Raw genomic sequence first — 22,338 nt, forward strand, 5'->3', positions numbered from 1 at the left:
CGTGCAATTTCGGGAACTCTCCGCGTCAGAACTCACGGAGGGGTTCATCCTCCTTTCAACCTTTCGTTCCGAACTCACCCTGGAGCAGTTTGAAACCTTTATCGCATCCCAATATCCCAAGGATTACCGTTCTATCGGTGCGTATGAGCGTGGAGAACTGCGTATTTATGCAGGGGTGAGTATACGGGAGAATTTAGAGCTGGGACGCCATATGATCGTCGATGATTTTGTCTCACGTGAAGGATATGAACATCTGAGTCGTGAAATGGTCGATTACTTGGGCGATTACGCCAAAATGCACCAATGTCACCATCTCTTGGTATGGGGAAAACATCAGGGGATTACTCTAAAGGATCTGGAAGGATTCCGCCCCAAACGGGACGGTTTTATCAAAATGTTCTAATTACTCTTCAATCCCTTCGATCTCAATCACCAGTTTGACCTCATCCCCGACAACAACACCGCCCGCTTCAATCGCTTTATTCCAGTTTAGACCAAAATCTTTGCGGTTAATTTGTCCGGTAAGGACGAAACCGGAACGTTGATTACCCCACGGATCGGTTACCGTACCCCCCATATCAATATCAAGCGTCACTTTTTTCGTAACTCCTCGAATGGTAAGGTTCCCCGTCATTTTACTTTTCGATGCGCTGGTCATGACGAAGTTAATATCGCCGAATTTTGCCGTATCAAAAAAATCGGCACTGCGTAAATGATCATCCCGTTTTGCGATACCGGTATCGATGGAACCGGCATTGACCGCTCCGCTCAGTGATTTAAACTGCCCTTTCTCCAAATCATACATTCCGGAGAAATTACCGAATTTTCCCGTTACTGTACTCACCATCATGTGTTTCACTTTAAAACCGACATTTGAATGCGATGCGTCTACTTTGTAAACAGCTGCAGACACTGCGGATGATCCTAGCAATAACGTGGTTAAAACGGTTGCTATCAAACTTTTTTTCATCGTCTATCCTTTTGGGTTAATCTGTGGATATTGTAGATTGTTTTTCTCAATGAATTATTAATGTAATGATAATGATCCTACTTTTTAAGCTATACTTTTGGTATCAATTTTCAAAGGTTCAGTATGCAGTTATGCGTCGCTCTCGATCTTCCGAGTCAGGAAGAAAATTTAGCACTCATCGAAAAAATCAAAAACTATCCCATCTGGATCAAAGTAGGCTTGCGTGCCTACATTCGGGACGGAAAACCCTTTATTGATGCCATCAAAGCCATTAACCCCGAATTCAAAATCTTTTTAGATCTCAAACTCTACGATATCCCCAACACCATGGCCGATGCCGCCGAGTCCATTATGGGGTTGGGGGTCGATATGTTCAATGTCCATGCTTCTGCCGGGCGTAAAGCGATGCGTGAAGTGATGAAACGGCTGGAACCGTATGAAAACCGTCCTCTCGTTCTCGCCGTCACGGCCCTCACCTCATTTGAAGAGAATGAATTTACCCATGTATACGGAGAGGGGATCGCGAAAAAAGCGGACCGGTTTGCCCAAGATGCTCACGAATCGGGGCTTGACGGTGTCGTATGCAGTGCGTATGAAAGTGCTTCGATTAAATTGCTCACATCGGATCGTTTTGTAACGCTTACCCCTGGGATTCGCCCTTTCGGGGAAGATGCAGGGGATCAGGAGAGAGTCGCTACCATCGAAACGGCACATAAAGAAAAGGTAGACTTTATCGTGGTCGGCCGTCCGATTTACAAAGCGTCCAATCCTGCCGAAGTAGTCGAAAAAATATTAGCTGCCTTATAACTCTGGAATACTCCTTGCTTGATTTCGCCAAATCGTTTCAAGGAGTCTGCATGAAATTTATGGATAAAATTGAATTGGTCATTAAACTAAAAGAAAAAATTGCCGAAGCAAAAGCTTCCAATGATACCCTTGCACTGCAATTGCAAACTCTTTTGGATCAAATTATTGCTACACCCAAAAACTCTGCGGCAATTTAGCACAAACAAGCGCCCATTTAAGGTGCTTGTTATCTACTGCTACGTATAATTACGCCCTCTTCAACACATATGGACGAGTAGGAAAGCGGCTGAATCCACCTCCCTGCTAAGGAGACGTACTGGCAACGGTACCGAGAGTTCGAATCTCTCCTCGTCCGCCACCATAATTCCCTATATTTCCCGTACTTTACAAAGACCTAAAAAATCATCAGTGACGCTATAGTGCCATAGCATTGATACCAAAATATCGACGACGGATTAAACCATTTTTGCAAATACGCAAGCTGAGATAATGACATCCCACTTTTAAAGCAGCGTAATTATTGACCAATATTCATATACACACTCATTCCATATACAACGATTAATGCTGTTCCAAACAAAATCAGAAATAGTGTTTTTGATTTTAATTGTGCTCCGCAGTATGGACATACATCCACGCTATCACTGACTAATTTTTTACATTCTTTACATTTTTTGATTGCCATTTTTATCCAAACTGATGATTATATACATAAAGAATCAAGAACTAAATCATTACTCTATTAATGTTCCCTTGCTAAACAATAATTTTGTAACTGCCATTAATATAAGTAGAATTATATTTTTTTTTGATTCGTATAATTAAACAATTATACACATCTATAATTAAATGAAGATTTAAAACTATTGTGCACACTAATAATCAAAATATATTTTCCGAAAACACTATCATAATTTATTGCTGTATAATTTACAAAATTTTGAGGATTTATCATGGTAACTTTTATTTCCCTGCTGATCATTGTCGCCATAGCCTACTGGATCAGGGTGATTATCTCTCGTAAACAGGGGGAACTTGCCGACAAGGAGCACAGACAGAGAGAACAATTTTTAAAAGAGTCTCAATCCCTCCTAAAGAGTGAAACTTCCGCAATCCCTAGTCCCGCTATCTCTGACAAAACATACCCCTCCACCAACGAATATTATCGCATCGACGTTACTCGACATTGGAATACACAAGGGTATACCATCACAGAATCGGTAAAGGCGGAAGGGATAGACTTAATCGGATTCAAGGAAAAAGAGCTGTTACTGGTACGGTGTGAAACCGCTCTGAGAGAGGTCAAAAAAATTGATTTACAAGTATTTATTGCCGATTGTACGACTTATATCGATAAGAACCCGATGCTTCAGGGGAGATCATGTGTGCGGTTTTATGCGACCAACCGCCCCCTTAATGAAGAAGCGGTGATGTATGTGCGGGAAAACCCCGCCTCTATTCATTTGATGGAAGAGTTTTAAGAGAGATTAACGCTCATTTGGATTGCCCTGGTTTTTATTGGCATTTCCTCTCTCATCTTTGCCCCCTTTTGAACCGCGTTCATCACGCCGTTCTTCTTCTTTTCGTTGCTCACGCTGTTGGGATTTTATTTGCTCAACTCGTTGTTGGACTCTATTTTCCTCTCGTTGTTGGACTCTATTTTCCTCACGTTGTTGGGATTTTATTTGCTCAACTCGTTGTTGGGCTCTGTTTTCCTCTCGTTGTTGGAGTCTGTTTTCCTCACGCTGTTGGGATTTTATTTGCTCAACTCGTTGTTGGGCTCTATTTTCCTCTCGTTGTTGGACTCTATTTTCCTCACGTTGTTGGGATTTTATTTGCTCAACTCGTTGTTGGGCTCTGTTTTCCTCTCGTTGTTGGAGTCTATTTTCCTCACGGTGTTGGGGAGTAACTTTTTGTGTGCGGTAATGATCATCGATAATGTTATAGTGTTCTCCTTGCCGACGACGGTCTATAACGTCGTCCGGACTGACCCCATGGTATTTAGAAAGAAAACGGACATTGGAGAGTTCGACAATCTCATCATCCCGTAAACGGTGTTTTTTTCCTCCATCATGATAGCCGTACGCTCTGCCGTAAGGAGGGCCTGAATGTCTGTAACTGTCAACAACATAGAGATTATACGGGTCGAGTCCGAGATGAATTGTAATGTCCCACCAGCTCAGTCCGCGAAGACGCAGATCGGTAATATAAGCGGCACTTCGGTGCGAACGATTGGACAATAAATAGACGACGGTCAGTTCATCTCGAGGAATGGAACGCTCTATCACCATAATCTCCCGTGAAGGAACACGGTAATAATTACCGATGGAGAGCGCAAATCCATCAATCCCTCTCTCCGATCCCGAAACGGCGATATCGAAAGTTGATGCACTCAGGGATGTGCAGAGTACCCCTGCAATCAAAGCCAAATGAACGCTAGTTTTCATAGTACAACCTTTTATTGAGATTACACATTATATCATATAGAATGTTACTTGTGTGTAAGCAGGTTTACGCGCAAAAATAGCGATAAAATCCTATTAAGAATCAAAAAGTTTCTAGGATAAGAAACTATCTTTTCCCTGCGTAAAGAGCATTACCTCACCAAAAGCAATGAGTGGAACGGTGCTGGTGTTATAAGGGGAATGGTTCGACTGCGGAAGTGTTGAAGAATTTGTCGAAGCGACAAGCTATAAATCGAGTAGAATATCGATTTCAATGAAAAAAGTAAAATTAACTGTTATTGCTAAAATAACGGTTTACCCCTTCTTGAAGCCCTTCTACCATCCATCGTTGGTATTTTTCATCAGCGATTCTTGACGCTTCATCCGGATGACTGATGTACCCGATTTCGAGAAGTACAGCGGGCATTTGCGCCCCAACAAGGACCCAAAAAGGAGCTTCACGTACCCCATTGTCGTGTACATGAGGGAATTGCTTACGTAAGTTTTCAAACATCCCTTTTTGCAGATCAATCGCCAGTTTATTCGAAGCTATAATTTTCTCTTTGTTCAAAAAACTCAGAAAGCTCAGCTTTCCGTACTGCCCCATCTCTTCCATATCTTCGGAGTTTTCCAGTGCAGCAACCCGCATGGAGCGTTCACTTCTCGCAGGAGAGAGAAAATACGTTTCCAATCCTTGTGCCCTCAAGGGATCCGACGTTTTAGGGATGGAGTTCGCATGTACCGATATAAATAAATCAGCCTCTTTATCATTCGCGAATTTCGTACGGTCTTTGAGCTCAATAAAGGTGTCGTTACTGCGTGTCATATAAACCGTATAGCCCTGAGCACGAAGTTTTTCACTCAGTTGATGGGACACCTGTAAAACAATCTCTTTTTCCATGTATCCGTTACCGACGGCTCCGCTGTCTTTCCCTCCGTGCCCCGGATCAATAACAATAACTTTTTTGCTACGGTCGCGCGGGGTAACGCTAATCAAAGGTGGAAGTGCCGCGACAAGGGGAGGCTCTTGTACAACCGGTTTCACCGGAACCGTTGCCAAAGGTGGCGTGATTTTAGGGGGTTCCAACGAAAGGTCGATATAAACGGCTGAGCCTCTTGGTAGCGGCTTGATGGAAATTGGATGATTGTGTTCAATCACAAGACGAAGCGTTTTCGCATCAAATTGTGCCATTTTAATCCGATTGATGCTTTGGTGCTCCAACGTCTGGCTCTTGGACAGGGTTGAAGAATCGATATCAACGATATAACGGAACCGCTGTTTGTCGGTTTCAATGATTTTTGACATCCGAATTTCAGATGGGGAAACGGGAGTATCAAATAACAATTCCAGCCCGTTATCTTTCCATTGGCTGTTCAAAAGTCGATGGCGCATTGTCATCGAAATTTCATCCGCTCGATTGAGTGTGAAAGGCTTGATCAGTTTTTCAGGCTCAGGCGTTGCAAATTTAGGGGGAGCAAGTACCGGAGATATAGGCTTTACCGAATCACTTTCCTTTTTGAGATCAGATTCCATTTTGGGAGCGTTCTTTTTGACCTTTGCCAAATCGGCTTGGTATTTGCTGACATCAACCCCCAGTTTCTCCCCGGCTGTAACAATCCCCTCTAGGGCTTCGTTGGCCAAAGTAGTGTTTTTGTCCAGGGTAGCCCGAAGATAAATGGTCTTGAACTCATTGTATCCGCGAAATTGCTCGATTTCATCACTGCTTAGAAGCGCTTTTTTTGCCGATTCCAAACGGGTGTTATCATTGCCACCCATTACCGAGGTGAAAAGTAAAAAAGAGAGAAAGAGAATACGGATCAGCACGCTGAAGCTCACTCCCCTTGGGTTAATTTTTCCATCAATTCTTTGACGGAGATAATTTTATCGATTCGATACCCGTTACTGCCGGAAAAATAAAGACCTAATTCCAAGTCACCCGCATACGCATCACTAAGCCGATCGGCGATACAAAATCCCACCTCTTTGGCTTCCACACCGCGATGACACGGAGCGACACAGTTGGAGATACATTTGATGGCAGGACCCGTACGTGTATCGATCAGATTACGCAAGTTCGTACGAACGCCGCGTGCCGGATAACCGACCGGAGATTTCATCAGGGTAATGTCCTCTTCTTTGGCCTCCAATAACACTTTTTTAAAATTTTCATGCGCATCGCATTCAAAGGTTCCGATAAATCGGGTCCCCATTTGTACCCCTACGGCCCCCAGTTCCATCATCGCATCGATATCATTCTTATCCCAAATACCTCCAGCCGCAATGACCGGAATATTGCCCCATAAAGCTGCTTCTTCAACAACAGGGCGAACAAGATTTTCGAGTTGAAACTCTTCCATCTCGCACTGCTCATAGGTAAAACCTTGATGCCCGCCGCTTTTCGGTCCCTCAAGTACCACAGCATCGGGAAGACGGTTGTACCGTTTTTGCCATCGCTTGCAGATAATAGAGAGTGCTTTGGCAGAGGATACGATAGGAACCAGAGCAACCTCCGGATAATCGGTCGTAAATTCGGGCATATTGGTCGGTAAGCCCGCCCCAGTAATGATTATATCAACTCCCGCTTCGCAGGCATCTTGCACAACCCGGCCGTAATCATTAATGGCATACAAAACATTACACGCCAAAGGAGCATCACCGCATATTTTACGGGCATTGTGGACGATTGCGGCAAGCCCTTTTTTAGAATAAAAATTCTCTGCATCCAAAGGTCGGTTAGCAACCAATTTATCGACATGCGCTTTATTTTCATAATATCCGGTACCTACCGCGCTGATAACTCCGAGCCCGCCTTCTGCCGACACGGTTCCCGCAAGTTTATCCCAGCTGATACCGACACCCATTCCCCCTTGTACAACAGGGATTTTTAGGGTGTATTTGCCAATTTTAAGTGGTTTGAAGCTCATTGGGTTACCTTTAATCGCGCAAATTTTCGTTTTCCGACTTGAAGGATGTACTCACCCAGTTCAAGTTGGTATTGCTCATCGCTTAGTTTATTTTGGTCGATTTTAACAGAGCCTTGCTTAATCTCCCTACGGGCCTGTGAAGTAGAGGGGCTCAGAGCACAATCTACAAGTGCTTTTGCAATCCAAATCGGCCCTTCAAGGGTGAATTCATCCATTTCGGTTGGAATTTCACTCTGCGCATGAACCCGTTCAAATTCGGCTTGAGCATTGAGGGCTTCTTCATGGGAATGGAATCGCTCTGTAATTTCCAGGGCTAACGCCTCTTTCACTTTTTTCGGGTGGAGTGTGCCGTTTTCTACCCCCATTTTCAGTGCTTCGATTTCATCCAGAGATAGGGTACTCAAAAGTTCATAATAACGCCACATGAGCGTATCGCTGATACTCAGGATTTTACCGAACATCTCTCCCGGAGCATCGGCGACGGCAATATAGTTGCCCAACGATTTGGACATTTTTTGTACTCCGTCCAACCCTTCGAGAATCGGCATCATCAAAACCGATTGCTCTTTGCCGATCTCGTAAACCCGTTGCAAATGACGCCCCATCAAGAGGTTAAATTTCTGGTCCGTTCCGCCGATCTCGACGTCGCTTTTCAGATGAACACTGTCGTACCCTTGAAGCAGCGGGTACAAAAATTCGCTAATAGAGATCGAGATTCCCGCTTTATGCCGTTTATCGAAATCGTCCCGTTCCAGCATTCGAGCCACATTATAGGTCGTCGTCAGTTCCAGCATTCCCGCCGCACCGAGGGGATTGATCCAATCGGCATTAAATACAACCGTCGTTTTTTCCGGATCGAGGATTTTAAAGACCTGATCCTTATAACTTTGGGCATTTTGCTGAATCTGTGCCGGAAGGAGTTTTTTACGGGTTTCGCTTTTCCCTGTAGGATCTCCGATCTGTGCCGTAAAATCGCCGATCAGAAACTGAATATGCCCCCCGAATTTTTGAAAGGCTGCGAGCTTTTGAAGCAACACCGTATGCCCTAAATGTAAATCGGGAGCCGTGGGGTCGAACCCTGCTTTTACCGTATAAGTCTCCCCTTTTTCAAAAAAGTTTTTAAGAAGGGTTTCAAGTCGCGCTTCGTCAATAATTTCGGCAGTGCCGCGTCTGATTTCTCGTAATGCTGTTTGAATCATGATTTATCCTTGGCTTCGGTACGCGTCATCCGTCCGAAAAAATTGTATGATTTTCCCTTTTTTCTCCAATTTGGAGCGAAGGCGGTTAATATCGGCTTCGAGAGTCTGAAACTCCATTTCGCAGTATTGGGTGTGTTCCGATTTCTCTTTGCCCAATTCGATGCTGTTAATATCAGCACCCATTTTTGCCATATAGGTGAGCAAATCGGCAAGCGAACCTTGCGCACTTTGCATACTGATGATGAGATGGTAACGGAAATAGTGCTGCGCTTTCCACCGCACAAATACCATCGGTTCACGGCGATCGATCATCCCTGCCGCATTCTTGCACATTTTATGATGAATATGGGCTTTCCCCTCTTGCAAAAAGGCGACGATTTCATCCCCCGTTTTCGGATGACAGCAATAATCAAATACCGCATCGCTTACGCTGCTGTTCGAAAATATTTCCAACGACGCGAAAACATACGGTTTCACTTTGAACCGATTACGGGCCAAAAAGGCACTAAAGCGGTTGTTTTCACCCAATTCCTGCGTAAAACGGTTCACTGTCTCTTTGAGCAGATCAAGTTCGCTCGGGATCCGATGGCGTTGCTCTTCAAGATGGGTCTGGGTAAACAACTCTTCGATTCGAACAGGATCCATATTGAAAACAGTGGTCAATATGTTGACTCCTGTCTCCGTATCAATAGCACGGATACGCTGATTGCAGTTAGCACGCATACTCGCTTTGGCACGGGATGTTTTCACCGCATCGATCCAGCTGCATCGATTGATTTTTTTGGATGCCGTCGTAATTTTTACAATATCGCCGTTATGCAGTTCACTGAGAAGTGAGGCTTTCTCTTTGTTGATCAAACACCCCTCGGCACTGTCACCGATTTCGGTATGAACCGCGTACGCAAAGTCCAGCGCTACCGCACCCCGAGGAAGGGTAAAAGGTTTTCCTTTCGGGGAAAAGACACTGATATCTTCACTGAAAAGGTCATTTTTGATAAGCTCATAAAACGCTTCGACCGATTCATTCTGATATTGAAGGTTATGGAGCCAATCGAGACTGATCGGGTTATTTCCGCCGCTTTTGTATTTCCAGTGTGCCGCAACACCAAGCTCTGCCGTGGCATGCATCTCATAGGTACGAATCTGCACTTCAAAAATCGCCGTTGAATCAAAAACCGACGTATGAAGGGTCTGATAACCATTCTCTTTGGGGATCGCAATATAATCTTTGAAACGTGAACTGAGCGGTTGAAAGTTTAGATGGACCATCCCGAAAACACGGTAACAATCGATCGGTTTTTTGACCAATATCCGTACCGCCAAAAGATCGAGAATCTCATCGATACTGATTCCCTTTCGCTGCATTTTGAGATAAATGGAGTAGTGATGCTTGACGCGGCTGAGAATTTCGAAATCTTCCTGACAAAAGCCGTTTTCAAGCATCATTTTGGTCAATTTTTCACAAAAATCACTCAAACGGGCATTGATGGAGCGGAAGTTTTCCTCCATATACAAATCGATTGCCAGTTTCTCTTCGGTAAAGAGATATTGAAAACTCAGGTCTTCCAATAGATTTTTGAGAAAAGAGATCCCCAGACGATGGGCGATAGGAGCATAAACGACAAGGGTCTCTTCGGCGATGCGGTGCTGTTTTGCGGGAGCCAAAGCACCCAAGGTAAGCATATTATGGAGACGATCACATAATTTGACGACCAATACCCGTACATCTTCGATCGAAGCAATGAGCATTTTACGAAACGATAACGCGGAAACGACCAGTCTTTCATCTGAATTCGAAGGGATAAGCTGAGCATCGCGAATCGTATCGATTTTTGTCAATCCCTCTACCAAATGGGCAACATCGTCACCGTAATCACGTGCAACCTCATCAATGGTGATATGGGTATCTTCGATCACATCATGGAGCAGCGCAGCGATGACCATCGCTTCATCCCCTGTGATATTAGCAACAATCGATGCGACTAATACCGGATGGACAATGTAGGGTTCGCCGCTTTTACGAAACTGGTTTTGATGTGCTTGCTGTGAAAAGGTAAGGGCGTGTTTAATCGCATCAGAGGGATGAATATGTTTGTAGAGGTGTGCGATCGCACCCTCAACATCATTGATTCCGGTTACTTTTTCGATGTCGATGGTATTCAATGATGCAGCTTTAGAAGAAATTAGTCTCGGTCTACGAAACCTTTGATAGTGATATGCCCCTCGGCAATCTCCATCAAAGCGATATCTGCCGTTTTGGCTTTTTTCACATCAACATTTAATTTTGTAGCTGCTCCGTTTAAAAGCTCTTCTGAGCGTTTTGCTACAGCGATCGCCAATTGGTAACGATCGATATTTGCGGTTTCAAGTGCTTTTGCAGTGAGTTGTTCAAGTCTCATTTTTTTTCCTTGGTTTTGGATTTTTATTGTACGATAGAGCAACGCGATAAGTTACCCTGAATAATTTCGAGAAGATTACCCGGAGTGAACATGTCACACACAATAATCGGCAATTTATTCTCTTTTGCCAGTGCGATGGAAGTATCATCCATTACTTTGATATGATCTTGCAACGCTTGCTCGTAACCGAGACTCGGAAGCTTGATTGCATCAAAGTATTTTTTAGGATCTTTATCGTAAACACCGTCTACCTTGGTCGCTTTAATAATGACTTCTGCCCCGATTTCGATGGCACGAAGTGTCGCAGCCGTATCGGTCGTAAAGAACGGATTTCCTGTCCCTGCCGCAAAAATCACGACACGGCCGCGCTCTAAATGACGGGTTGCACGACGAACGATAAAGGCTTCGGCAATTTGTTCCATTTTGATCGCACTTTGAACGCGGACCAGCATCCCTTCATGTTCACATGCTTCTTGCATGGCGATCGCATTGATTACCGTTGCCAGCATCCCCATGTAATCACCTGAAGTCCGACGGATGATTCCATCGGCTGCAGCCGTAACCCCGCGAATAATGTTGCCGCCTCCGATAACAATACCTACTTCAATCCCTGCGTCCACGAGCGTTTTGATCTCACCCGCAATAAACTTAAGGATTTTCGTATCGATCCCGTGACCGTTTTCACCCGCCAATGCCTCACCGGAGAATTTTACCAAAACACGTTTATAGCCCATAGAACTCCCAATAAAGCATCTTTGATGTGCTCTTTAAATTAGAAGCATTATACTTTATTGTCGCTTTAAGGTTGCTTTGATTACACTAAGCTTCATAACGGCAAAGGAAAAGCAGGGGTGAAGTTGTTCGATACTATTAGAACGTGGTTGAATCCGACACCGATGCATCGTCCCCCGCTTTACGGGAGAGGGATTCATGCCCTCCCAAACCCGGAAGAGAGAGAGCTGTTTGAACGTGCTTCAGAAGCGTTTATTCGAGGAGATATCCTCAGCGGATATGAATATTTCTTATCTTCGCTGATGCATCAAGAAAGTACATTTTCCCTCCCCCATCTTTCTATCGAACGTTCCGAGGAAACACTCCGGTTCAGCCTCTATCAAGGATACGCTCTGATTAAAGGTTCTGTTACCCCGACGTCACTGGAAGCGTATGCCGATATTGCCCTGAGCGAAAAACTCCATGTTGCGATCAAACGCCGTTTTTTAGAACGTGATTTTCAACTTACCTATTGCCGTTTCAGTGAAGAAATAGGGGTCATTAAACTCTCCATTCGACTCGATAATGCGACCATTACCCCCCAAAAGATCTTTTTTCCCCTCCGCGAAATTGCCCTCAACGCCGATTTTGAAAAAGAGTTTATTGCCGGTGAATTTGATGAATCGGTACTGCTCGACACAGGGCATCTTACCCTCATCAACCCTGTAAAAATCGAATCGCATTATGCGTTTATGCACCAATGGATACAAGAAACCAAACAGAGTCTCATCGGCCTTTTATCCAATGACAACACCGGAATGGTCTCTTTCAGCTATCTTGCCCTTTTGCTCCAAATCGATTATCTTCTCCTTCCCCATAAAAAAATGGCAAAAAACATCAGCGAAAAGATCAACGGTTATTTTTTGGAAGATGAAAAACTGACCGAAGATAAAAATGCCGATTTGGAACAATATCTGGCAGAACTCGAGACCATGGATATCGAGACATTTTCAACGCAGTTTTACGATTCCGCCTACACCTTTTCTCCCTTCGAGCAGGCAATGCACGATGAGATTGCCGCATTTATCGATGAGTCGTTAAACAAAGTGCGCTGGTACAAAAACAACCGTTCCAACTACGTCATCAGTGTCATTTACCGCTATATTTCCCTCTATATTCTCTATAATTACGGCCTGCACCCCTCACTCCGCGCATTGCTCCATCTCCACGTCGAAGTCTATACCTCCGATTTTTTCAAAGCTGCCGGTGAGACACCTCTGTATGATCCGCTCACCCGTACGTTCAAAGAAAAGCTAATTTCTCAGCGTATTCGGGAGTCAATAGAACCCTATATGAGCCGTTACAAAGGGTTACAAAATTTTACCGAACACCTGAATTACAGTGATTTGGATCATTTCAGCCAAAGTTTTTATCTTCAAATCAAAAATCTTGATTATACGGAAGTCTAAGCGTGAATACAGCCACCCAAAAAATGGTCGAGCAAACAATCGAAAGCATTGTTCAAATCACCAATCCTTACGGAAGCGGAAGCGGATTTCTCATTGATGGGGTGATTGTCACCAATTCTCATGTCGTAAGCGGTCTCAAAGAGGTGCTCATCAGTACCAAAACACTTCCCAAAACCATTGGAACCGTTATCTATGACGATCCGGCCTTTGACCTGGCCTTTATCCGTTCTCCCCTTCCGATTGAACGTAAAAATCCTTTGATCCTCTCTGCTAAGCCGGTATCGGATGGGGATGGAGTTATCGCGATCGGGCACCCTTACGGCCTCAACTATTCCACAACGGAAGGGATTGTCTCGAAAGCTTCACGTTTGCAGGGAGAAGTCGAGTATATTCAATTCGATGCCGCTATCAATCCGGGAAACAGCGGAGGGCCGTTGCTCAACGACTCTGCAGAAGTGATCGGAGTGAATACGTTTATCATCCAAAACTCCAATAATCTTGGGTTTGCTCTCCCCTCCTACACGCTAAAAGAGGCCCTTGATCAGTTCAACGCCTTGAACAAAGAAGATGTTATCCGTTGTGTTTCGTGTAAAAATCTAATCCACGAACCCACCATTCAAAACGATTATTGTCCCAAATGCGGAACAAAGCTAGAAGTCGCCAAACGCAGACGTGAGGGGTACAAGCCCTCGGGAGTCGTGGCATTGGTCGAAAAGATTTTGGAAACACTGAAGATCAACGTCACCCTTTCGCGCCGAAGTCAGCGCAGCTGGCGATTTGAGAAGGGGAGCACCCGCATCGATATCAACTATTACGATAACGGTATCATTATCGCTGATTCAGCACTCTGCCGTATTCCGCAGGAAAATATCGAAACCATGTACGACTTTTTGCTCCGCGAGAACAGTTCGTTGGAACGGCTGCAGTTTTCGATCAACGAAAACACCGTCTATCTCTCGTATATCGTTGTCGATTCTTCCCTGAGCGAGGCGTACGGGACTTCAGCACTGCGCAAACTCTTCGACAATGCGCCCCGTTATCAACAGCTCCTCCTCGAACGGTTTAAAGCACTGGAGCCGAAATTTGATGAGTTTGAATAAATTAATTCTGCCTCGAACGAGGCCAAGCGTTTGCCTTCACTTCGTTAGGCTTTTCGCTTCGCTACATGCGCCATAGCGGCTAGCGTAGCTAATGGGATTTTATTCCATTAGCGTTCTGAATCAGCATGGACACTTCCTCTTTTCTCGGAAAATCGGCTCCCATACTGATAATGAATGAAGAGGCTTCTTGGAGGGTAAGAGTCGTTTTTTTAATCAGCGCTTCATCGACGATCACCGTATAACCGCTGGTGGGGTTGGGGGAAGTCGGGATAAACACTACGCAGATGTTTTCATGGCGATTGAGCAGATAGGCCGGAACCCATAGCCCCTCTTTGGGATATTCAACCAGCACCACCTCTTTCTTTGTCCCGTCTTCACCGCCGGAGAGCATTGCGGCGAGTTTTTTCGAGACCGAATAAACCGAACGGATAGCCGGAATTTTCTCAAACGTCGTATCTATCATAGAGATGAAAATAGAGCGTCCGTATTTCTCAATCGAAAATCCCAAAAGGGCAAAAACAGCGACAACCCCCGCCATCAGAGCCAATGTCACCCCAAATGAATTGGTGTAATCATGCAGTGAAAGATAGGCGCTGACTCCCAAGTTTTTGAGATAATTGACCACCACAATCACCAAAATCAAAGGAAAAAGGGATAATGCCCCGACAAAGATATAACGAAGTAATAGTTTGATTTTTGCACTCATGTGAGTAAACCTTTTTAATATGACAAATTGTCGAATTATAGAATACTTTTTGAAACACTTTACTACAATATCATCACTACAGGAGAGATCATGCACCCTTTTGCCGAATTTAAACTCGATTTAGAGACGTTTATACCCGATTTGAATGCTCTAATCGAAATCAACCATAAAACCATTGCCGATTTATTGGCGATTACTGATAAAACTTACGCCAATTTTGTCCGCCCGTTTGATTTGATGGAAGAGGACTTGGAACTTTTATTTACCCCTCTTTCGCATATCAATGCCGTTAAAAATTCCGAAGCGACCCAAAAAGTCTATGCGGATGCCCTCCCGATTCTGACCGATTATTCTACCTTTGTCGGACAGAATCTCGCTATTTACGAAGCATTCAAAGCTATCAAAGCCAGTGAATACGACAAACTCAATACGGAGCAGCGACGCATACTCGATCTCAATATCCTCCATTTCGAACTCGCCGGTGCCCATTTGGATGAAACTTCCAAACAGCGCCTCTCTGAAATCAACCTGCGCAAAAGTACCCTCACCAATGATTTTTCCCAAAATGTTTTGGATGCGACCAACGCTTTTGAGAAAATCATCTCCGACGAAGCGGATGTGATAGGGATACCCGAGAGTGATTTGGAAAATGCTCGTTTTGAAAAAGACGGTGTCATCCAATACCGTTTTACCCTTCAAATGCCCTCTTACATCGCCTACATGACCTATGGTCCCAATCGCGCTGTTCGGGAAGAGCTTTACCGTGCCTATACGACCCGTGCCCCTCAAAACGGGGCCATTATCGATGAGCTGATGGCTCTGCGCCAAGAGAGTGCCAAGCTGTTGGGGTTTGAAAATTACGCTGAGTACTCTCTCGCTTCCAAAATGGCCCCCAGTACAGCAAGTGTTCTGAAATTTTTGGGTGAACTCATAGAGGCCTCCCGTAAGCAGGGGATGCGCGAACTCGAAGAGCTCCGTGCTATCGCTCCGGGAGTCGATCTGCAAAGCTACGACACCGCCTACTACGGCGAAATCCTCAAAAAAGCCCAATACGACATCGACGAAGAGGAGTACCGTCCCTACTTTGAACAGAACAGCGTCATGGAGGGTATGTTTAGTTTTTTAGATGAACTTTTCGGGCTCCGTTTTGTCCCTCAAGAGATCGAATTGTGGGATGAGAAAGCGAGCGTTTACGATATCTATGAGGGGGAAAAACTTACCGCACGGGTTTATTTCGATCTCGAAGCGCGTCAAGACAAACGGGGCGGTGCATGGATGCATAATTTTCAAACCCATTGTGAAGATACGGCGGGATGCACTCATCTCTCCAGCGCTTTTGTTGTCTGTAATTTTCCTCCATCCTCCGACACATCTCCGTCATTGCTTCGACATGATGATGTTGTCACCCTCTTTCATGAAATGGGACATACAATCCACCATCTTTTGAGTAAAGTCAAAGAACACGGAGTGAGCGGAGTCAATGGAGTCGAATGGGATGCAGTGGAGTTCCCCTCCCAGTTTTTGGAAAACTTCGCTTATGAACCCAAAGTGCTGAAACTCTTTGCAAAACATCATGAGAGCGGAGAGGTCCTGAGCGATGCGATGATCGCGAAATTGATTCGTGCCAAAAATTTCCAGAGCGGGATGTTCATGCTTCGTCAAATCGAATTTTCCTTGTTTGATTTCGAGCTGCACTCCAAACTCTACCAAGGAGAGGAGATTCAAGCTCTTTTAGACTCCATACGAGAACGTACAGCTTTGATAAAACCCCCGGCCTATAACAAATTCCAAAACGGGTTCAGCCATATCTTCAGCGGCGGCTACAGTGCCGGGTATTACAGCTATAAATGGGCAGAAGTACTGAGCGCCGATGCCTACTATGCCATTGTGGATGAGGGGGTTTTCGGTTCTGAACTCGCCCGAAAATACAAAGAGATTGTCCTCGCTAAAGGGGGATCTCAGAGTATGCAGGAGCTGTTTTTCGAGATGATGGGGCGCGAGTGCGAGTCTAAAAACCTCCTTCGCCTCAGCGGAATCGAATAAATGCGTTTACTATGGCTGTTGGCACTGCTGATGTCATTTCTGGAAGGGGTCGAGGTGAAAATAGCGAGCTATAACGTCGAGAATCTGTTCGATATGAATCATGACGGCAACGAGTATGAAGAGTACATCCCTAACGGCAGCTGGGGGTGGACGGATGAGATATACCGGACGAAACTGCGCAATACCGCAACCGTCATACAAGGTATCGGTGCGGACATCATCGGATTGCAGGAGATTGAATCCGAAACGGCCCTAAAGGCGCTCAAAGCTCAGCTCAAACGGCAAGGACTTTACTACCGTTATTACGTATTTGCACGCGGGAAAAACTCCAGCGTCAACACCGCACTGCTGAGCCGTTATCCTATCCAAAGCGCCTACAAACACCCGGTCAGCTATAGCCGCGAATACCGCGATATTTTAGAAGCCAAAATCAACATTGACGGCAAACCTTTGCATGTATTCGTCAACCACTGGAAATCCAAAAGCGGACCGGAAAGTATGCGGATTCTATCGGCAAAGCGTCTCTTGCTCCGTCTCAATGAACTCACTTCCGATGAACCGTTCGTATTGGTTGGCGATTTTAACTCCCATTATGAAGAGTACCGAACCTTTCTAAAAAGCCGCCGTCACAACGATACCGAAGGGATCACAGGAATCAATCATATTCTGCGGACTATCGACAATGACGGAAATCCCATCACCTATGCATCCCTCAAAAACAATGGCGGCTATCTGTACAACCTCTGGTATGAGATCAGCGAAGAGAAACGGTGGAGTCACCAATACAAAGGGCGCGGCGAGGGGTTGGACAATATCATCATCTCCCCAGCCCTCGCCGATGGACAAGGGATAGAGTATGTACGGGGAAGTTTTAAGCGATACGATCCCGAGTATCTGTTTTACAAAGGAAAAGTATATCGCTGGCAGCAAAGCCGCAAACATCCAAAGCACCATCTGGGGGAGGGGTATTCCGACCACCTCCCTATTTATGCTCTCTTTCGGATGTAATATTCATTGGCTATAATAGCCCGATGGAAGCAAGTACATTAACCCAATACCTCCTTTATCAGCTCTATCATGCCCGTGTCATTCTCCACTCCCTTCAAGACGAGGGAAAAGGGGAACAGATTCACGACTTTCGGATAGCACTGCGGCATATCCGTTCTTTGGTGAAACTTTTTACGAAGGATACAGTACCGTTTCCGGAACCGTTAAAAGGGGTGATGAAAGTGACCAATCCGATCCGCGAGCTTGACGTACTTTTGGATTCCCTCTCCCCATCACACTCTCCTAAACTTTTCAAACAGCTCACGAAACTGCGTCAAGAGAGCTTGAAAACTCTCTTCACCCCCCAATTTATCGCGCAGACCTTTTTACTCTTAGAGGAGTATGCGACGCTCCTTCATCAGAGCGATCCCCATTTCATACCGGAAATAATGATACAAAGGGTTTTAACCCAGTATCAGCACTGCTTGGATACCTATCACACACTGCAACCCGGTACGAAATCCAAAGCACTTCATCGTCTGCGAATCGACTACAAAGATGCGCGATACGGTTTTGAATTTTTGGAGATTTCCAACCTACATCCATGCCGAGAACTCATCTTACTCTGCAAACAACGGCAAAATCAATTGGGGGCGGTTCAAGATGCGGCCAATCAAGTCAAATGGCTAAAAAAACTCTCTCGCGAATTTCCCTCGTCTGAAGTAAAAGAGATTCTACGAAAACGAAAAAAAGCCCTTCAACGGCTCAAAGACACCACGCAACAGGTTCTATCCCCATCGACGTAAGATACCTATTGGTTCGGCTAAACGGTTGGGAACCGAAAAATCCCCGGTATGAGGAGAGGGGTGAGGGGTGCGGCGCCCTCAGAATCAGATGTTTATGCGCGTCGATCAGCGAAGCTTTTTTCCCTGCCGGAGCACCCCACAGAATAAAGACAATGTGCTCGCGCTGTTCACTCAACGCTCGGATCACCTGATCGGTGAAACGTTCCCATCCCCGATCTTTGTGTGAAAACGGCTCTCCTGCACGAACGGTTAGGAGGGTATTGAGAAGCAATACCCCCTCGCTCGCCCAATGGCTCAGATCCCCGCTTTTGGGATAAGGGCATCCCATATCGCTCACCAGTTCTTTAAAAATATTTTGTAAGGAGGGGGGAAGAGCGACACCGTGCTGAACCGAAAAGGAGAGTCCATGGGCCTGCCCTGTTCCGTGATACGGGTCTTGCCCCAAAATTACCACTTTGACGGCATCAAAGGGGGTGGAGTTAAACGCATTGAAAATATGGCTTCCCTGCGGGAAAATCGTATACTTTTTTTTCTCTTCGACTAAAAAGGCTTTGAGTTCTTCCATATAGGGATGGGAAAATTCGGTATACAATGCCTCTTTCCAGCTCTCATGGAGTATCGGATGCAGCCCCATTACTTTAGAATATCGTCTTCGAAAATAACCATCTCATAAATGCTCCGTTTCGTTACCAGCGATTTTTCAGGGGGAACATTGGAGCTGTTACGGATACGTGCTACCTCTACACGAAGTTCGGCAAGTTCATTTTCCATCATCTCCATTTTATCTTTCAGTCGCATCACCACATCCACCCCCGCGAGGTTGACCCCCAGTTCACGGGTCAGACGGAGAATCGTTTTAATCTTTTCGATATCCCGTTGAGAGTAGAGGCGGATGCGCCCATCGGAGCGCGAGGGAGCAATCAGATTTTCCCGCTCATACTGACGAAGCGTTTGAGGATGGATATCCAAAATCTTCGCTACGATACTGATCATGTATACCGGTTCGTCAAAATGGTGCATCTTCTAGTCTCCTTGCGGCAGAGATTTTTTCATCTGCTCGACCAAAGAAGGATCGATCTTGTCAACGGCCGGTAACACGATGTTCGCTTTTAAATACAAATCGCCGCGTACGTTTGTCCCTCGGTTCATCACCCCCATCTCTTTGAGACGGAACCGCTGGCCGTTTTTCGTGTTTTCGGGAACCTTGAGTGTCACCTCTTTTTCCAGCGTCTGAATACTCACTTTGCCGCCGAAAAGGGCTGCATAGAGGGGAACATTGAAGGTTTTTACGAGATTATCCCCTTCCCGCTCATACTCAGGATTGGCGGCAACATCGATCCGTAGATAGAGATCACCTGCTTGAGCTCCCGCTTTTTTACCTTTACCGCGGACACGGAGTTTTTCACCGCTTTTGATCCCTGCAGGGATTTTAATATCGAAGCTCTCTCCCGAGAGGCTGATGGAGTGCTTACCGCCGAGTACCGCAACGGCAAAGGGAACCGTGACATTGGCATCGATATCGAGGTTCACCCCTCCGCCGAAGCCGCCTCCGAATCCCGCATGTCCGCCAAATCCACCGAAACCGCCTCCGCTGAATCCACCGCCACCCTGGCCGAAGATATTACGGAGAATGTCGTCTAAATCTACATTTCCCCCCTGCCCTCGGGCAAAGTCATGGAAATTTTGTCCGCCGAACATCGAATCGCCGAACTGATCGTATTTGGCACGCTTCTCTTTGTCACTAAGAACCTCATAAGCCGCATTAATCTCTTTGAATTTCTCTTCGGCTTTGGGATCTTTATTCACGTCAGGGTGATACTGGCGGGCGAGTTTGCGGTACGCTTTTTTAATCTCGGCTTCGCTTGCACCGGGAGCAACTTCGAGGGTAGTGTATAAACTTTTAGACATTTTTAAATCCTATTTTGACTCTATTAATTATTATAGTAGATATTATAGCATTACAGTTGAGTCAAAGTCAATCAAGGTTAAAAAGAGAAGCTCGCTATATAGGGAAGAAGAGGGTTTTTATAATTGCGCCAATAGGACGCAACTATGCTTAGTGAAGGAAGTGGCGGATACCGGTAAAATACAAAGCCATACCGTGTTCATCCGCCGCCGCGATGACCTCCTCATCCCGCACAGAGCCGCCAGGCTGGATAACGGTTTTAACACCCGCACCCGCCGCAGCATCGATCGAATCACGGAACGGGAAGAACGCTTCAGAGGCTAACGCCGAACCGCTCACATCGAGACCCATCTCTTCGGCTTTGCGCAATGCACAACGCGCCGCATCGACACGAGAGGTCATCCCCATACCGACGGCGACCATCGCCGCGTCTTTGACATAAACAACGCAGTTTGATTTGGTCAGTGATGCGACTTTATACGCGATCTCCGCATCTTTCATCGCCGCTTCATCGGCCACATGTTTTGTTACCAATTTTGCATTTTTAACTTCATCCGCGGTTACGCGGTCAGCATCTTGGAATACAAATCCGCCGTCGATGTGTTTGAAATCGATTGCGTCGTTGCTCAGAGCGATACGTTCGCTTCCGTATTCGAAAAGCTTGAGACGTTTTTTCGGCTCGAACACCGCGCGCGCCTCCTCATCGATAGACCCTGCGATAATCACTTCGAGGAACATCTCGTTCATCTTCTCTGCCAGCTCTTTCGTCACAACACCGTTGACCGCAACGACACCGCCGAACGCGGAAATCGGGTCACATTTGAGCGCTTCGGTGTACGCATCAAGGAGATTTTCACGGATTGCAAAACCGCACGGGTTACCGTGCTTGACGATACAGATCGCATTTTCATCTCCGAATGCCGCCGCGATTTTCACCGCACCGCTAATGTCGGTAAGGTTATTGAAGCTCGCTTCCCCTTTGAGAGTTTTGAAGTTTTGGCTGAAGAACGTATCGAACTCGTACAAACCGCCCTTTTGGTGCGGGTTTTCGCCGTAACGAGTATCCATTACTTTGTTTCCGACGATGAACTGTTTTGAGCCCATACCGTTATTGAAGCGTTTGTTCATGTAGTTGGCGATCATCGAATCATACGCCGCCGTGTGTTCGTATGCTTTGATCATCAAATCGCGGCGAAACTCCACCGTGTTTTCACCGTTTGCGATTGCATTGAGAACCAACGAATAATCGGACGGATCGGTGAGGATGATAACGCTGTCGAAATTTTTCGCTGCAGAACGTACCATCGCCGGTCCGCCGATGTCGATGTTTTCGATAATCTCTTCGAAATCGTCGGTTTTCTCTATCGTCGCTTTGAACGGATAGAGGTTGACACACACCAAATCGATCGCTTCGACACCGAGCTCTGCCGCTTGGTCGAGGTGCGATTGTTTGTCACGTCGGTGCAAAATCCCGCCGTGGATATACGGATTGAGGGTTTTAACACGCCCTTCAAAACATTCGGGAAATTTGGTTACCTCATCGATCTCAATCGCAGATACGCCTGCCTCTTTGAGCATTTTATATGTTCCGCCCGTCGAGACGATCTCATAATCCAAACCGATCAGAGATTTGGCGAATTCAACGATGTTGCTTTTGTCGCTGACGCTTAGCAATGCACGCTTCATGCAGTTCCTTTGAGTGGGTTACATACCCATAAATTATTGTCAGGATTGTAACAAAAAGTGGTTTAGGGGAAGGTAAATCGCTTCATTTGAGAGAATGGTGAACCTTTTGTTGTGCATAAAAATAGCCGTTATTTCGTTTCGTATTCGTAATAAAACGTCTATATACTTCTGCAAAATCGC

Annotated in this window: 23 protein-coding genes and 1 tRNA gene; 10 read left to right on the forward strand and 14 right to left on the reverse strand. The window is 45.7% G+C overall.

Going from position 1 to position 22,338, the window contains the following annotated elements:
* Position 1 precedes the first annotated feature (1 nt).
* Positions 2 to 403: a hypothetical protein gene (locus WB308_RS06230; RefSeq protein ID WP_424190049.1), complete on the forward strand. Its 402-nt coding sequence runs from the start codon at positions 2 to 4 to the stop codon at positions 401 to 403.
* On the opposite strand, the gene WB308_RS06235 is transcribed toward WB308_RS06230, so the two are convergent.
* The gene (locus WB308_RS06235; RefSeq protein ID WP_424190051.1) at positions 404 to 970 is read right to left on the reverse strand and encodes a YceI family protein; all 567 of its coding nucleotides are present in this window, start codon (positions 968 to 970) and stop codon (positions 404 to 406) included.
* A 123-nt stretch (positions 971 to 1,093) separates the two neighbouring features.
* Between WB308_RS06235 and pyrF the strand changes: the two genes are divergently transcribed.
* The 3 genes from pyrF (at position 1,094) to WB308_RS06250 (ending at position 2,135) form a co-directional block, all read left to right on the forward strand.
* Positions 1,094 to 1,777, forward strand: a complete 684-nt coding sequence (gene pyrF, locus WB308_RS06240) for an orotidine-5'-phosphate decarboxylase (protein WP_424190053.1) — start codon at positions 1,094 to 1,096, stop codon at positions 1,775 to 1,777.
* A 50-nt stretch (positions 1,778 to 1,827) separates the two neighbouring features.
* The gene (locus WB308_RS06245; protein ID WP_424190055.1) at positions 1,828 to 1,974 is read left to right on the forward strand and encodes a hypothetical protein; all 147 of its coding nucleotides are present in this window, start codon (positions 1,828 to 1,830) and stop codon (positions 1,972 to 1,974) included.
* Between the two features lie 71 nt (positions 1,975 to 2,045).
* Positions 2,046 to 2,135 (forward strand) — tRNA-Ser (locus WB308_RS06250).
* A 159-nt stretch (positions 2,136 to 2,294) separates the two neighbouring features.
* Here the strand turns inward: WB308_RS06250 and WB308_RS06255 are convergent.
* Positions 2,295 to 2,462: a zinc ribbon domain-containing protein gene (locus WB308_RS06255; RefSeq protein ID WP_424190057.1), complete on the reverse strand. Its 168-nt coding sequence runs from the start codon at positions 2,460 to 2,462 to the stop codon at positions 2,295 to 2,297.
* Between the two features lie 268 nt (positions 2,463 to 2,730).
* Here WB308_RS06255 and WB308_RS06260 point away from each other — a divergent pair, with 268 nt between their 5' ends.
* On the forward strand, positions 2,731 to 3,258 hold the full coding sequence (locus WB308_RS06260) for a hypothetical protein (protein WP_424190059.1): 528 nt from the start codon (positions 2,731 to 2,733) through the stop codon (positions 3,256 to 3,258).
* A 6-nt stretch (positions 3,259 to 3,264) separates the two neighbouring features.
* On the opposite strand, the gene WB308_RS06265 is transcribed toward WB308_RS06260, so the two are convergent.
* The 7 genes from WB308_RS06265 to pyrH form a co-directional block, all read right to left on the reverse strand.
* Positions 3,265 to 4,224, reverse strand: coding sequence for a hypothetical protein (locus tag WB308_RS06265; RefSeq protein WP_424190061.1), 960 nt, complete (start codon positions 4,222 to 4,224; stop codon positions 3,265 to 3,267).
* Between the two features lie 286 nt (positions 4,225 to 4,510).
* Positions 4,511 to 6,058, reverse strand: a complete 1,548-nt coding sequence (locus WB308_RS06270; RefSeq protein ID WP_424190063.1) for an N-acetylmuramoyl-L-alanine amidase family protein — start codon at positions 6,056 to 6,058, stop codon at positions 4,511 to 4,513.
* Positions 6,055 to 7,146: a nitronate monooxygenase gene (locus WB308_RS06275; RefSeq protein WP_424190065.1), complete on the reverse strand. Its 1,092-nt coding sequence runs from the start codon at positions 7,144 to 7,146 to the stop codon at positions 6,055 to 6,057. The genes WB308_RS06270 and WB308_RS06275 overlap by 4 nt, the downstream gene beginning before the upstream one ends.
* Positions 7,143 to 8,345, reverse strand: a complete 1,203-nt coding sequence (tyrS, locus tag WB308_RS06280) for a tyrosine--tRNA ligase (RefSeq protein ID WP_424190067.1) — start codon at positions 8,343 to 8,345, stop codon at positions 7,143 to 7,145. Before tyrS ends, WB308_RS06275 begins: the two co-directional genes overlap by 4 nt.
* A 3-nt stretch (positions 8,346 to 8,348) precedes the next feature.
* On the reverse strand, positions 8,349 to 10,508 hold the full coding sequence (locus tag WB308_RS06285) for a RelA/SpoT family protein (RefSeq protein ID WP_424190069.1): 2,160 nt from the start codon (positions 10,506 to 10,508) through the stop codon (positions 8,349 to 8,351).
* A 20-nt stretch (positions 10,509 to 10,528) separates the two neighbouring features.
* Positions 10,529 to 10,744 (reverse strand): DNA-directed RNA polymerase subunit omega, encoded by a 216-nt coding sequence (locus WB308_RS06290; RefSeq protein ID WP_424190071.1) that lies wholly within the window; start codon positions 10,742 to 10,744, stop codon positions 10,529 to 10,531.
* 23 nt (positions 10,745 to 10,767) lie between these two features.
* On the reverse strand, positions 10,768 to 11,478 hold the full coding sequence (gene pyrH, locus WB308_RS06295) for a UMP kinase (protein WP_424190073.1): 711 nt from the start codon (positions 11,476 to 11,478) through the stop codon (positions 10,768 to 10,770).
* 123 nt (positions 11,479 to 11,601) lie between these two features.
* Between pyrH and WB308_RS06300 the strand changes: the two genes are divergently transcribed.
* Complete coding sequence (locus tag WB308_RS06300) at positions 11,602 to 12,924, forward strand: hypothetical protein (RefSeq protein ID WP_424190075.1); 1,323 nt, start codon at positions 11,602 to 11,604, stop codon at positions 12,922 to 12,924.
* A 2-nt stretch (positions 12,925 to 12,926) separates the two neighbouring features.
* Positions 12,927 to 14,024, forward strand: coding sequence for a trypsin-like peptidase domain-containing protein (locus WB308_RS06305; protein WP_424190077.1), 1,098 nt, complete (start codon positions 12,927 to 12,929; stop codon positions 14,022 to 14,024).
* An 88-nt stretch (positions 14,025 to 14,112) separates the two neighbouring features.
* On the opposite strand, the gene WB308_RS06310 is transcribed toward WB308_RS06305, so the two are convergent.
* Positions 14,113 to 14,730, reverse strand: a complete 618-nt coding sequence (locus WB308_RS06310; protein WP_424190079.1) for a DUF502 domain-containing protein — start codon at positions 14,728 to 14,730, stop codon at positions 14,113 to 14,115.
* Positions 14,731 to 14,820: 90 nt separating this feature from the next.
* Between WB308_RS06310 and WB308_RS06315 the strand changes: the two genes are divergently transcribed.
* From WB308_RS06315 to WB308_RS06325, 3 genes are read left to right on the forward strand one after another with little or no spacing between them, the layout of a single operon-like run.
* Positions 14,821 to 16,773: a M3 family metallopeptidase gene (locus tag WB308_RS06315; protein WP_424190081.1), complete on the forward strand. Its 1,953-nt coding sequence runs from the start codon at positions 14,821 to 14,823 to the stop codon at positions 16,771 to 16,773.
* The gene (locus tag WB308_RS06320; protein WP_424190083.1) at positions 16,774 to 17,781 is read left to right on the forward strand and encodes an endonuclease/exonuclease/phosphatase family protein; all 1,008 of its coding nucleotides are present in this window, start codon (positions 16,774 to 16,776) and stop codon (positions 17,779 to 17,781) included.
* Positions 17,782 to 17,804: 23 nt separating this feature from the next.
* On the forward strand, positions 17,805 to 18,566 hold the full coding sequence (locus WB308_RS06325) for a CHAD domain-containing protein (RefSeq protein WP_424190085.1): 762 nt from the start codon (positions 17,805 to 17,807) through the stop codon (positions 18,564 to 18,566).
* Here WB308_RS06325 and ung read toward each other — a convergent pair.
* From ung to purH, 4 genes are all read right to left on the reverse strand, one after another.
* Positions 18,526 to 19,200: a uracil-DNA glycosylase gene (gene ung, locus WB308_RS06330; protein ID WP_424190087.1), complete on the reverse strand. Its 675-nt coding sequence runs from the start codon at positions 19,198 to 19,200 to the stop codon at positions 18,526 to 18,528. The genes WB308_RS06325 and ung overlap by 41 nt on opposite strands.
* Complete coding sequence (locus WB308_RS06335; protein ID WP_424190089.1) at positions 19,200 to 19,586, reverse strand: heat shock protein transcriptional repressor HspR; 387 nt, start codon at positions 19,584 to 19,586, stop codon at positions 19,200 to 19,202. Before WB308_RS06335 ends, ung begins: the two co-directional genes overlap by 1 nt.
* A 3-nt stretch (positions 19,587 to 19,589) precedes the next feature.
* Positions 19,590 to 20,474 carry a DnaJ C-terminal domain-containing protein gene (locus tag WB308_RS06340; protein WP_424190091.1) on the reverse strand — a complete coding sequence of 295 codons (885 nt, stop codon included), beginning with the start codon at positions 20,472 to 20,474 and terminating at the stop codon, positions 19,590 to 19,592.
* 148 nt (positions 20,475 to 20,622) lie between these two features.
* Positions 20,623 to 22,158 (reverse strand): bifunctional phosphoribosylaminoimidazolecarboxamide formyltransferase/IMP cyclohydrolase, encoded by a 1,536-nt coding sequence (gene purH, locus WB308_RS06345; protein WP_424190093.1) that lies wholly within the window; start codon positions 22,156 to 22,158, stop codon positions 20,623 to 20,625.
* Positions 22,159 to 22,338 lie beyond the last annotated feature (180 nt).

Source organism: Sulfuricurvum sp., assembly GCF_049587615.1.
Classification (GTDB): domain Bacteria; phylum Campylobacterota; class Campylobacteria; order Campylobacterales; family Sulfurimonadaceae; genus Sulfuricurvum.